Origin of the sequence: Timonella senegalensis JC301 (assembly GCF_000312125.1) — a bacterium.
Taxonomy (GTDB): domain Bacteria; phylum Actinomycetota; class Actinomycetes; order Actinomycetales; family Cellulomonadaceae; genus Timonella; species Timonella senegalensis.
Genome location: NZ_HE978641.1, coordinates 634,390 through 646,360, shown reverse-complemented (window position 1 = coordinate 646,360; position 11,971 = coordinate 634,390). Strand labels below are relative to the sequence as shown.

Sequence of the window (11,971 nt, the reverse complement as noted above, 5' to 3'; positions counted from 1 at the left end):
TGCTGGCTAGAGACAGATTCGGTTACGCGGGCGAAGATGGAATGGACCGTCCGTTCAGCCCACAGAAAGTTGGCAATCATGAATCTCGCGCCGAACACTCCGACATTCACATCCCATTCCGGGCTTACCATGCCACAGATCGGGCTAGGCACATACAAACTGAATGGCCGTGAGGGTGTGGCATCCATGGTCCAGGCCGCCAAAGTGGGATACCGGGAGTTCGACTCTGCGTTCAACTATGAAAACGAGGGGGCCGTAGGTAGGGCAGTGCGCCAGATCGTGGACGAAGGGATCGCCAAACGATCCGACATCATCGTGGCGTCAAAACTCCCCGGCCGCCGGCACGAGCACGACCAAGCGCTCTACACAGTGGAAGAGTCGCTCTACCGCATGGGACTCGAGCACATCGATCTGTACCTCATCCACTGGCCCAACCCTGTCGCAGATAAGTATGTAGGCGCGTGGCGCGCCCTGATACAGGCCAAAGAAAACGGACTGATCAAGCACATTGGCGTATGCAACTTTGCCGTAGAGCACCTTGAACGGCTCCGCACGGAGACCGGGGTGCTCCCGGAGGTCAACCAGATCGAGCTGCACCCATACTTCCCGCAGGAAGAACTGCTGGCGTACGGGACGGACAAAGGGATCATCACTCAAGCGTGGAGTCCGCTCGCGCGGATGGGTGCCATGGTGTCGGAACCAGTGATCACGGAAGCTGCTGCAGCGCACGGGGTGACGCCCGTACAAGTAGTGCTGCGCTGGCACACGCAACGCGGGGCGATGCCTATTCCAAAGTCGTCCTCGGCGCAGCGGCAGAGGGAGAACTTGGATGTGTTTGGGTTCTCGCTCAGTGATGAAGAGATTTCGGCGATTACCGGGTTGGGCCGAGTTGACGGGCGGATGAAAGGGCAGGACCCCACGGTCTACGAGGAATTCTAGGGCCTGAGGCAGCGGGTCGGCATATGGAGGTGTCATGAGGCGTGGACCTGTATACACAGTTGGGCACTCGAACCGCGAGATCGGTGAATTTCTAGGGCTGCTGACTGAGTTTGGCGTGAAAACCCTGGTCGACGTGCGCAGACTACCGGGATCCAACCGGTACCCCTGGTTCAACGCGGATGCGCTGGCGGCGGCCCTTAAGGATGTGGGCATTGAGCATCGCAGGATCGAGGGTCTAGCGGGACGCCGTGGTGTCAGCAAGGACGTGCCGGACGAGGTTAATGCCTGGTGGGAAAACCGAAGCTTCCACAACTACGCCGACTGGGCGCTGTCGTCTGAAGAGTTTGAGCATGGGCTGGCGGAACTTGTTGGGCTGGTGGAGGCGGCAGGTGGCGACACTGCTGGTGGTGAATCGGCGGGTGGCGAATCGGTTGGCTGCGATGGAGCACCTGCCGTTGCGATCATGTGCGCGGAAGCAGTGTGGTGGCGATGCCACCGGCGAATAGTGTCCGACTATCTACTGGGTGTGGAGGGCCTTGAGGTCAAGCACCTTATGGGGCCAGGTAAGGCTGTGGCTGCCGAGTTGAGTGCAGGTGCGCGGGTGGAGGGAAAGCGGATTGAGTATCCGGTGAGGTAAACCAGCGATACCTCGGGCTTATGACGAGCACGATGGGGTGAGATGGGGCTGGGAAATGCGGCAGGCCGCGTGAAATCAGTTGGCGGTGGAGGAGGATTCCGGTTGGCGCAAGGCAATGAGGGCCTCGCGGTTGGTGGGGAACTCTGGGACGTCGGTGAGGAGGCCGAACTTGGTGAGGCGGGCGCGGAGGCCCGGCCTTAGGCGGGCCACGGCGAGCTGGACGTTGGCGGCGGCGAGGGCGTCGAGGGCCTGGGTTAGGGACTCGGCGCCGGTGACGTCGATGTCGGTGATGGCCTCCATGTCCAGGACGAGCGCGCGCAGCTGAGGGTCGCGCTGGGCGATTAGTTGGGCAACCCTGTCGGTGAAGACTTGGCCGTTGGCAAAGAACAACGGGGCGGCAAAGCGGAGGACAGCAACGTCGGCGGTGGAGCTGTTGGCAGCCGGGTCAGCGAGGACTGGGGCGGAATGGAAGCCGGGGGTGGTGGTGCTGGTGTCAGCGTGACTGGTGTTTGTGCTGGTGCTGGTAGTCGGATCGGTGCTGTTTCCGGAGATGAGGACGTCGACCTCGGGGCTCGCGGCGCGGCGGGCGAGGTTGATGAGCGCGAGGATGAACGCCAGGAACAGGCCGCGCAGCGGGCCGAGCACGAGGACGCCCAGCAGACAGGCCACGGCGATGGCGAACTCGTAGGTGGAGAGGCTCTTGATTTCCTTGAACTCGGAAATTCCGAGGAGGCCGAGGACCGCCATGGCCACGACCGCGCCGATCGCGGGTGAAGGGATTTGTGCGAGGACGTCGGTGCCCACGAGCAGGAGGACGAACGCGCCGGCGGCCATCACGAGGCTCGGGAGTTGGGTGCGAGAGCCCAGCTGATCCATGGCGGCGGTGCGGGACGTGGAGGATCCCACGGAAAACGACATGGACAGGCCCGAGGCCACGTTGGCCGCGCCGAACGCGAGGAGGTCCCTGTCGGAATCGACCTGGTAGCCGCGCTGGGTGGCGTACGAGCGGGAAACGAGGACGCCCTCGGCCATCGCGATGAGGGCGAGTGCCAGTGCGGATGGCACAAGTGCGAGCCACTGAGCCCAGCCCACCTGGGGGAACGCGAACTGTGGAGGGCCAGACTGGACCTCGCCCAGCACGGAGACGCCGCGGGATTCGAGGCCCAGCCATACGGTGAACAGGGTGGCTGCCACTAGGACGATGAGGGCGCCCGGGAGAGTTGGTAGATACTTGCGGAACGCCACGAGCGCGAGGAGGCTGAGCGCCGCCATGATGACAGAGGCGGCGGATGTGTGGCTGAGGTTCCTGATGAGTTCCACGAGCTTGGGGAAGAACTCCAGGTCAGCGGGGAACTTAATGCCGAGCATTTTGGCTACCTGGCTGAGGAGAACCTCGAGGGCGAGACCCGCCACGAAGCCGACGAGGATCGGCTTGGATAGAAAGTTGGCGAGGAAGCCGAGCTTCAGCACGGAGGTGAGGCCCAGGAACAAGCCGCAGAGGATGGCTTGAGCGCCGGCCATGGCAATGAAGTCGTCGCCGCCCACGCCCAATCCAGTGAGGGAAGAGAACACGAGGGCCGCGGCCGCTGCGTCCGGCGAAGCCACCACCTGGCGCGAGGACGTCAACAGCACGTACACCACGGTGGGCAGAATCAGCGCGTACAGGCCCGCGGTGGGTGGAAGGCCCGCGATCTGCGCATAACCAATGTTCAGCGGAACAGCGATGGCCAGCAGGGTCACACCCGCGAGAAGCTCACGCGCCAGGTTATGGCGGGTCAATCCGGGCAGCAGGCTCTGCATTCAAACTCCTAGGCAGGGATGGGTTCCCACTTATTGTGTGGGGCGGGCTGGGGTGTGGAGGGTGTGCGGCGCGAAAAGTCATCAACCGCGGATGAGGGTGGGTATGAGGGGGGAGGGGAGAGAGTGGATGGCGGGAGAAGGGCGGACGGCGGAGACAGGCCGGTGCAACCGGCCCCGCCTACCACGAGCGGGAGGTGGGGGCTTGATGGGAGGTGGGTGAATCGTCGTTAATAAATCATCTATTGGTGGTGATGTGGTGAGCGGGCGGGCCAGCCCATGATGGGCCATAAGACTTAGAGGAAGGTATGCAATGGCCCAGTCACCACAGCACGTCACGTTCGAGAACTTTGTGCGGTTCGAATCCGCGCGCATGTTTGCGGCGATCGCCGGAGCGGCAGGCGGCAGCAACCGCTGGAACCACAACGGAACACCAACGCCCATCACCGAGCAAACCGTGATCCGCATGAACCGCGACACCCTATACAGCGCCGCAATCATCGACGTTTCCCAGGGCGCAACCATCACCATCCCAGACGCGGGCGACCGGTACGTGTCCGTGATGCTCGTGAGCGAAGACCACTACATCAACCGTGTTCTCCACGAGCCAGGGACCCACAATCTCACCGCCGAGGAACTCGGCAGCAACTTTGTGCTCGCCGCGGGCCGCATCCTGGTAGACCCAGAGAACGCAGCGGACGTAGCCGAGGTCAACGCGCTGCAGGCGCAGTTTGGGTTGAGTTCCGTGGGCGGCGGCGAGTACGCATTGCCTGCGTTTGACCAGGACTCATTCAACTCGGTACGCGGGGCGCTCCTGGAACTGTCCAAGGGGCTCGGCGGGCTCGAACGCTGCTTTGGGCGCAAGGAAGACGTAGACCCGATCCGCCACCTCCTCGGCACGGCCATGGGTTGGGGCGGGCTGCCTGAAACCGAGGCGTACTACCTCAACATCAACCCGGGACTTCCCGTTGGCGAGTACGAGCTCGTGGTGGGCGATGTGCCAGTGGACGGATTCTGGTCCATCTCCCTGTATAACGCCGAGGGCTTCTTCCAGGAGAACCCGCTGGGCGCATACAGCGTCAACAACATCACGGGCGTGCGGAACGCGGACGGCACCATCACGGTGCGGTTCAGTGGAGAGGCCATGAACGCGCCGGATGGGTCATCTCTTGAGGGCAATGTGCTGCCCATCATGGATGGCTGGAACTACATGGTTCGGATGTACCGACCACGACCAGAGGTCCTGGACGGCACCTGGACCTTCCCAACGATCGAGGGGCAATAATATGGCCGACTTCAGCTACGGCCCCATCGACATCTATGTGGTCGAATTCGAGGGCGCTGGGATCGCACCAGGCGTGCGCGACGCACTGCTGGAACTGTCGGGCTCAGGTGCGGTACGGGTTGTGGACCTCGTGGTTGCCACCCGGGACGCGGACGGAAACGTGCAGGTGAGCGAGGCCCGCGACGCAGGCGGAACCGGCGGAGGAGAGTTCGACGAACTCGACTTCAACCTAGACGTTGAACTCGAGATTGAGGGGCTCATCAGCACCGCCGACATCGAAGAGGTCATGGCGGACATCGAGCCAGGCCACGGCGTTGCCATCGCGGCGCTGGAGATGCGGTGGGCACTGGAACTCTCATCGAACCTCGCTGCCGCAAAGGGCGTAGTGGTCCGCACCGAGCGGATCAGCGCACCCGACGTCAACGCACTCGTCGCGCAGGCGCTGGACGCCGACGCGCTGAATGCCGACGCATTGAGGGAAGGGATCTGACATGCCGATTCTGAACAGAGGTGGACGCCCCGGTCTCCTGGGCATGGCTGCCCGCACGGCAGTGGTGGCGGGAACGGCCACCGCAGTCAGTGGACGCGTGGAGCAGCGCCAGCAGGCGCGCGCCATGGACCGCCAGATGCAGGCCGCCGAACACCAGATGATCCAGCAGCAACAGCAGCAGGCCGCCATCGCGCAAGCCGTTGCCGAGCAGGCAGCCGCTGCTCCTATGGGGGCGCCGGTGGCGCCCGTTGCACCCGAGGCTATCGCTCCGGCGGTGGCTGGGGCTGGTGTGCCAGGTGCTGGTGTGCCAGCGCCACCCGCACCGGCACCAGGAGTGCCAGGCGATGACCTCATCGCCCGCCTCCAGCAGCTCGGCCAGCTCCACCAGCAGGGAATCCTGACTGATCAGGAGTTTGCCGCTGCGAAACAGCAGATCCTCGGCGGCTAACTGAGCCCGCCGGTCCGGGTGCCGGAGTCCACCACCCAAGCTGGGCGTTGGACTCCGGGGCCTCAACCACGCGCTAACGCGCGGAGCATCACGTAACCAAGCGCTACTGCACATAACTGCACGCAACCGCACGTAGTTGCACGCGCTGCACGTAGCCAAGCGCTACTACACGCACCCCAACTCAAAACCTCATCCGCCCTAACAACGGAGCCCACGAATGCTTGAAGTACTTGGAAGTGTCCTCCCCAACGCGGTGGCCATCGCGATCAGCCCGCTGCCCATCATCGCGGTGATCTTGATGCTGATGTCCCCCCGCGCAGGAAAGATGGGGCTCGCTTTTCTGCTGGGTTGGATCGCAGGTATCGCGGTTGCGGTGACGGCGTTCACCCTGTTGGCGGGTGTCATTCCCGAGCCCGATGCGGACAAGGGTGCGCAGCCTATCGTCGCAGTCATACAGGTGGTCCTCGGTGTGCTTCTGGTGCTCCTTGGCGTTAAGCAGTGGCGCTCGCGCCCTGCGCACGGCGAGGAAGGCGAACTCCCGGCGTGGATGACCAAGATCGACAGCATGGGCACCGGTGCGGTCGTGGGGATTGGCTTCGCGCTCGCGGCGGTCAACCCCAAGAACCTCCTCGCGGCTGCTGCTGCGGGTACGGTCATTGGACGTGCCGGCTTGGGTGGTGGCTCGATCACGTGGACGTTGGTGCTGTTCACGCTGGTCGCCGCCGCAACAGTGTTGGTCCCCGTGCTCATCGCCCTGCTCGCACCGAGCCGAGCTGCCACCGTCCTGGCTGGCGTGCGCACGTGGCTTGCCTCCAACAATGCGGCCATCATGACTGTGGTGTTCTTCCTCCTGGGCGCCCAGGTGATCGGAAAGGGTCTGGGTAACTTCTGACCCCACGCATCTCCGCCCGGCTCCGCGGGTGGCTCGTCCTGTGGTGAGCCCCGCCGTAGGTCTTGGACCTGATAATCGACGATTGTGGCTGAGTGCCAGCCACAATCGTCGACAATTTTGTGCCAAGAGAGAGAAAAGGCCGTGCCGCTCCCAAAGTTGGCGGGAATACGCGCGCTGAATGCGGGTGAACTTTTCCAAGGGAATGCCGCAAATCATGCCTAAACGGGTTTTTACGAGGGGAGCAGAATGGGACGTCCAGCGACGCAACTAAACGCCATCAATATGATGGCCCCATGGGGGCAGATGGCGAAATGTCGTGGGAAAACGTTCCGTGGTTTGATATCGATGTGCCGGAGTTGCCAGCGCTGCACAGACGTCCGCGACTCGAACAACAGATTGAGCGCGGGACCCACAACGGGCTGTTGATGGTGTGCGCACCGAGAGGGTTCGGGAAGACTCTGTCGCTGTCACAGTGGGCACATGCGCGAGAAAGGCGGCCGGGCTGGCTCACCCTAAGGCGCGGAAACTCGCGCTCAGCCGCGCACGTCATCCACGCTATTACCCAGGCTCTGACCAGTGCATACTCGGAAATCGATGTCGCACACATGCGTCAAACGGGGGTTGTGGAGCAGCCTGCCACCATGCTGAAAGCGCTGAGCGAGGCAATTGCGCGGGCGCCAATTGACGTAGTGCTCGTCATTGATAATGCGCAGCTCCTCAACCAACAAACAATAGATTTCCTCATCCACACCCGAGCCAAGTCTGCAGGGAAACTACACCTGATTCTTGCCGGGGCGGAACCATTACGCGCGCTCCTCAGCGACCTGCTGGTCACGGGAGAATGCAGCGAACTTGGGGTAAGGGAACTGGCATTTACCTCACGTGAAATTGCGGAGCAAATGCTGTCCGCTGAACTCGGCGGATCGGATGAACAGGTCGCCGCGATCCACAAATACACGTCGGGGTGGCCGGCGCTCGTCCAAGTGGTGCGCAATCACCTGGCACTCGGTGGCGGGGCGGACGGTGGCGGCCAGGGCGCTGACGCCGGCATGAGCGGGTTTGTTGCCGGAGCGAACGGTATTGTGGCGCTCGCAGATGCCGCCGCGCAAACGGGTGATGACGGAGCCGGAGCGGTCGGATTCAGCCAGGAAGTCCAGCACAAAATCGAACGTTACATCCACGAGGTCATGCTCGACGGGCTCGACCATGACCTCACCGAGTTTGCCAAGCAAGCCACAGTTACCTCCCGGACGAGTCCGCAGCTTGCGCTCGCCCTGACCGGGAACAAGGATGCTCCCGCGCACCTCGAGACGCTGTACGAGTTAGGACTCTTTTCCAGCCGGATGGTGAACGCCAAACACGGTGTGGTCTACACGTGGCACGAGAGCTTTGCCGGAGCATGCCGCCGGCGCATGCAATCAAGGGACCCCGAAGTCCTGTCCCTCCTACACAAGCGGGCGGCCGTGGCCCTTGCCACCGGCTACCCCGTGGAAGCGATCAACCACTCGATAGCCGCCGGAGACTTCGAGTTCGCGCGGACTTTGCTGCTCGAGACGTGGCTCCCGCGGCTCATCGTTGGCCACGCCGAGGGTCTACTCCAAGACGCGGTGCGGATCTCCGAATACATTCCGCGTTCGCCCGAACTCCTCCTCATTCAGGCCTGCTGCCTTAGCCTCCAGGAAGACGTGCTTGGCGCGCGCATCCTGCAAGAGCAGGCGTACGCGATCCTCGGTGGGGTTGGGTCGGGAGCCGGGCTGGCCGAGTTTGGGTCTGGTGCTGGTGCGGGTGCTGTGGGGCCGGGCGCCGCTGATTCTGATTACCGAGCCTCACTGACTCCCCAAACTCAGCTGACGATCGCACTCACTGATCTGTTCTTACTGGACGACCTTGAGGGTCTCGAAAAAGCAATCGCAGCAGCCGAGCAGCTCCTCATCCTTTCCAACCCGAACAATGCGCTGCACTGCCACAGCCTCTTTCTCCTAGGCTGGACCACCCTGCGGCTCCGCACGGATCCGCTCCGGGCAGTGAAGTTTCTGATGGCGGCGCAGTCCATCGCGGAAGCCGGACGTTTCAGCAGACTCGAGCAGCGGATCGAGGAGAACCTGTTCTTTGCGCGCTGCTTCCTTGGCGAGTTCCCGCTCACCGTTCCCAAGCCCCTCGCCTCCAATACAACTGACCCACATACCGATCCGTGGAACGTGTTCGACGGAGGGATCACCGCAGTCGCGCTTGGCATGATGCACTACTGGCAAGGCCGGTTCCACGAGTCGTTCCGTGTGCTCACGGCTGCTGACTATGGGGTGGGCGGTGGAAGCGGTAGTGGCGGTGCTGGCGCTGGCAATGGCACCGGGTATGTCGGTCTGGCGATTGTGTACCAGGGTCTTTCCGCGGCGGTCACCAAGGATCCGTCGGCGATGGCTCAGGCTCGCGCGCTGTTGACTTCCTTGCCTACGGAGGAGTTGCACGGCGTGCCGTGGCCGGTATATCGGGCGCTCGTTTCGGGCGCGCTGCACGAGGCTGCCGGCGATTACCGTTCGGCTCAACTTTCGCTCCGCCCGGTACTCGAGGCCACCAATGTTCCGGTATCTCGGGTTCTTTCCGCCGAGCTGCTGCGCAGGATGGGCCGGCCTTCTGACGCGGTGTTGTTCTTGCGTGGGATGGACCGGAAGAAAATGCCGCGTTACACGCTCGTGAGCGCTCACGTCACGTCCGCCGCGATTCTGTGGGAGCGGGGCGAGAACGAGCGCGCTCACCAGCACCTCGAGCGGGGGCTCATCGCCGCGGCGCCGTCCAACATTCAGCGCCCCTTCGTGGTGCTCGACGATACGCTGCGCGAGCTCCTCACACAACATGCGATTTGGGGCGGAAGCCACGAGGACTTCCTTGCGTCGATTCTGAGCAAAACCCTCGACCCGCTCCAAGGCTCACCGCTCGCAGGTCTTGCGCTCTCGGAGCGCGAAACCGAGATTCTGGGTCTCCTACGCACCACCAAAACGGCGGAGGAAATCGCGGCCACGCTCCACATTTCCGTCAACACGGTCCGCACCCACCAGCGCGCGATCTACCGCAAACTCGGCGTGAGCTCGCGCCGCGAGGCCATCCGCCTCTTCGCGTCCCTCGCCTAGGGCCCGACCCACCAGCCGGTGTATGGCGATATCACACGATGTGTGAATGCCGGTCATACATCGGTGATATCGCCATACACCGACGGGCAAGGGACGGTTACCAGCCCACGGAAACCGCGGCGTGCGTCTCTAGGAGTGGCACGGTCTGGTCCTTGGGTGCGCGCCCAAACCCGCACTCGGTTGACACGCCAAATGCACTGACGAACTGCGCCGCCGCCGCGATCCTACGCTCGGCGCCAGCCACCCCGTCCTCTCGGTGCACGAGCCCGAGGTACAGTTCAGTGCCCTCGGACAGCTCAAGGCCAGCCAGAGGCGAAAAGTACTCGGAATCGTCACGCTCGATCGGCACGGGCAGGTGCAGGAACTGCAGCGCTCGCGGCGAGGCCTTGACCAGCGCATTCGCAAACTTCACTAGGTTGGACGCGTCCTTCGGCTCGATGAAGTGCTTCTCGCCGGAATCCCCGTAGCACAGGTGGAAACCGAGCTCCACGGAGTCCGGAACACGCCCAGCCTGCCGAGCAGCACGCTCGATCAGCCCACCAAAAAGGTCCTCCCACCACGGCTCGAACGCCCCAACGCGGTACGCGTCCGCGCTCTCGAGGAACCCGAACTCCACCGCGCAGTCCCACTGGATTGCCAGCGAATCGTGCGGAATTGCGGTCAGGATTCGGTCCAGTTCCAGCGCAAGTGCGGCTTCATAAACTGGTTCGACCGCCGGGCGGTCGTCGGTCCAGATGAACGACGATACTGTCGCAAGTGGCGTAGGTAGAGCCACCATAAACCGTGTCTGGGCTGGGATAATGCCTTCCGTGCGCAGGCGCTCGAACTCGGCCCAGGAATCGATTGCGGCGTCCGCGTACCCGAGCGACGGAAGCTCGAGAGCGCTCGCATCGGTACCTGGCGTTAGGCGAAGCTGACGCACGTCGAGTTCCACAGGCGCACCCGGGTTGATCACGATGGGGGTGTCGCCCACGCGCTCAAGGCCCACGGTGGCAGACAGCCGGTTTGGCTGGAAGGCGATCCAATGGAACCGCTCGCCGACCTCGCCGTCAGGAACGCGCTTCAAACGCGAGCCAAGGACCGAGGTGGTGGTGCGGAATGTGCTGCCACAATCGTCGAAAGTAGTCGAGCCCACCAAGTGGGCGCCCTGCGGGCGCACGCAGGTGGGCTGGACCTGAGGATGATCGGGCAGTGACATGCGGACTCCAAGATGCGGAAGGCAGGTGGGCTTGAGGTGAATCTGCCGGAATCCTGCCACGCTAGGCGGGGAGCCGCAATGGAGTCTTGGATTTTGGCCGCAGAAACCTCGCCTAGGATGGATGGAACCGAATAAAGGACTGATCGTGAGCGACAACTACACTCCTCAGCCACCGAGCACCGATGCTCAGGCCGCAGCAAACCAGGTCATCTGGACCGAAGGTTCGAGCAGAGGCCCAAAGCCTCCGCGCAAAACAAACTTTGTAGCGATCGCGATCATCGCGGCGATTGTGCTGATCGGAGCCCTGGTGGCGCTCATGGTAACCGCGGCGCCGAATGTCAGTAAAGACGGTGCCGGCGAGCAGACGCAGACCGAATCGGCCGACCCATCTGCGCCGCAGACCGAAGACCCGAACGCGGGTGCTGGCGAGGACTCGGGCGACGGTAGCGCGACCGAGGCTCCAAGCGCCGAGGAAGTTGCCCAGGCGCTTGCTGGGTTGAAGAGGCTCGAAGCTGATGACAAGGCTGCGCTCGGCTCCGTTGACGCTCCAGTAGTCATCATCGAGTACTCCGACTACAAGTGCCCGTACTGCGCAGTCTTCTCCCGCGACACCATGGGCTCCATCAAGACTGACTTCATTGACAAGGGCTTGGTGCGCTTTGAATGGCGTGACTTCCCCATCTTTGGTGAGCAGTCCGTAGACGGAGCCATGGCGGCCCGCGCGGCCGGCGAGCAGGGACTGTTCTGGGAGTACAACGAGGCACTCTACGCTCAGGCGCCCGAGTCCGGACACGCTGAACTGACCCGCGACGTTTTGGCTGACGTGGCGCAGAAGGTTGGCGTTGCGGACCTGGACAAGTTCAAGGCTGACCTCGACAGCGAGGAACTGCAGCAGCGCGTGGCCCGCGACTACCAGGAAGCCAACCAGATCGGCGTCCAGTCCACCCCGACCTTCCTGGTCAACGGCCAGGTTGTCCAGGGCGCCCAGCCATACGAGGTGTTCCAGCAGGTTATCCAGGGCGAGTTGGACAAGGTCACCGACTGACCTCCGCCTGATCCGCCCTGCCACCCCACGTAAACGAGAGTGGGCTCAGGCATGCTCTCCCTGTCGAGAGTGGGCTCAGGAATACTCTCGATGAAACGGGGGTGCGGCGGGGTGC

Annotated in this window: 10 protein-coding genes; 8 read left to right on the top strand and 2 right to left on the bottom strand. The window is 63.1% G+C overall.

The features are described from left to right. Nucleotides 1-78 precede the first annotated feature (78 nt). Nucleotides 79-939, top strand: a complete 861-nt coding sequence (locus HGSM_RS02765) for an aldo/keto reductase (RefSeq protein WP_040594544.1) — start codon at nt 79-81, stop codon at nt 937-939. A gap of 34 nt (nt 940-973) precedes the next feature. Continuing rightward, entirely contained in the window at nt 974-1,576 is a 603-nt protein-coding gene (locus HGSM_RS02760) for a DUF488 domain-containing protein (RefSeq protein ID WP_019147211.1), read from the top strand. 75 nt (nt 1,577-1,651) lie between these two features. Here the strand turns inward: HGSM_RS02760 and HGSM_RS14915 are convergent, their stop codons facing one another. Continuing rightward, complete coding sequence (locus HGSM_RS14915) at nt 1,652-3,376, bottom strand: SulP family inorganic anion transporter (protein WP_019147210.1); 1,725 nt, start codon at nt 3,374-3,376, stop codon at nt 1,652-1,654. 310 nt (nt 3,377-3,686) lie between these two features. Between HGSM_RS14915 and HGSM_RS02750 the strand changes: the two genes are divergently transcribed. From HGSM_RS02750 to HGSM_RS02730, 5 genes are all read left to right on the top strand, one after another. Further along, a complete protein-coding gene (locus HGSM_RS02750) occupies nt 3,687-4,658 on the top strand; it encodes a DUF1214 domain-containing protein (RefSeq protein ID WP_019147209.1) in 972 nt (323 codons plus the stop codon). Nucleotide 4,659: 1 nt separating this feature from the next. Continuing rightward, nucleotides 4,660-5,148, top strand: coding sequence for a DUF6325 family protein (locus tag HGSM_RS02745; protein WP_019147208.1), 489 nt, complete (start codon nt 4,660-4,662; stop codon nt 5,146-5,148). A 1-nt stretch (nt 5,149) separates the two neighbouring features. Further along, on the top strand, nt 5,150-5,596 hold the full coding sequence (locus HGSM_RS02740) for an SHOCT domain-containing protein (protein WP_019147207.1): 447 nt from the start codon (nt 5,150-5,152) through the stop codon (nt 5,594-5,596). Nucleotides 5,597-5,813: 217 nt separating this feature from the next. Further along, complete coding sequence (locus tag HGSM_RS02735) at nt 5,814-6,488, top strand: GAP family protein (RefSeq protein WP_019147206.1); 675 nt, start codon at nt 5,814-5,816, stop codon at nt 6,486-6,488. 293 nt (nt 6,489-6,781) lie between these two features. Then, nucleotides 6,782-9,613, top strand: coding sequence for a LuxR C-terminal-related transcriptional regulator (locus HGSM_RS02730; protein ID WP_019147205.1), 2,832 nt, complete (start codon nt 6,782-6,784; stop codon nt 9,611-9,613). Between the two features lie 97 nt (nt 9,614-9,710). On the opposite strand, the gene HGSM_RS02725 is transcribed toward HGSM_RS02730, so the two are convergent. Further along, nucleotides 9,711-10,811: a uroporphyrinogen decarboxylase/cobalamine-independent methonine synthase family protein gene (locus HGSM_RS02725; RefSeq protein ID WP_019147204.1), complete on the bottom strand. Its 1,101-nt coding sequence runs from the start codon at nt 10,809-10,811 to the stop codon at nt 9,711-9,713. Nucleotides 10,812-10,956: 145 nt separating this feature from the next. Between HGSM_RS02725 and HGSM_RS13550 the strand changes: the two genes are divergently transcribed. Next, nucleotides 10,957-11,856 carry a DsbA family protein gene (locus HGSM_RS13550; protein ID WP_230197468.1) on the top strand — a complete coding sequence of 300 codons (900 nt, stop codon included), beginning with the start codon at nt 10,957-10,959 and terminating at the stop codon, nt 11,854-11,856. Nucleotides 11,857-11,971 lie beyond the last annotated feature (115 nt).

Bases quoted from the DNA above. Each gene is read 5' to 3' on its own strand.
- HGSM_RS02765 (WP_040594544.1), top strand. From the start codon at position 79: ATGAATCTCGCGCCGAACACTCCGACATTCACATCCCATTCCGGGCTT.
- HGSM_RS02760 (WP_019147211.1), top strand. From the start codon at position 974: ATGAGGCGTGGACCTGTATACACAGTTGGGCACTCGAACCGCGAGATC.
- HGSM_RS14915 (WP_019147210.1), bottom strand. From the start codon at position 3,376: ATGCAGAGCCTGCTGCCCGGATTGACCCGCCATAACCTGGCGCGTGAG.
- HGSM_RS02750 (WP_019147209.1), top strand. From the start codon at position 3,687: ATGGCCCAGTCACCACAGCACGTCACGTTCGAGAACTTTGTGCGGTTC.
- HGSM_RS02745 (WP_019147208.1), top strand. From the start codon at position 4,660: ATGGCCGACTTCAGCTACGGCCCCATCGACATCTATGTGGTCGAATTC.
- HGSM_RS02740 (WP_019147207.1), top strand. From the start codon at position 5,150: ATGCCGATTCTGAACAGAGGTGGACGCCCCGGTCTCCTGGGCATGGCT.
- HGSM_RS02735 (WP_019147206.1), top strand. From the start codon at position 5,814: ATGCTTGAAGTACTTGGAAGTGTCCTCCCCAACGCGGTGGCCATCGCG.
- HGSM_RS02730 (WP_019147205.1), top strand. From the start codon at position 6,782: ATGGGGGCAGATGGCGAAATGTCGTGGGAAAACGTTCCGTGGTTTGAT.
- HGSM_RS02725 (WP_019147204.1), bottom strand. From the start codon at position 10,811: ATGTCACTGCCCGATCATCCTCAGGTCCAGCCCACCTGCGTGCGCCCG.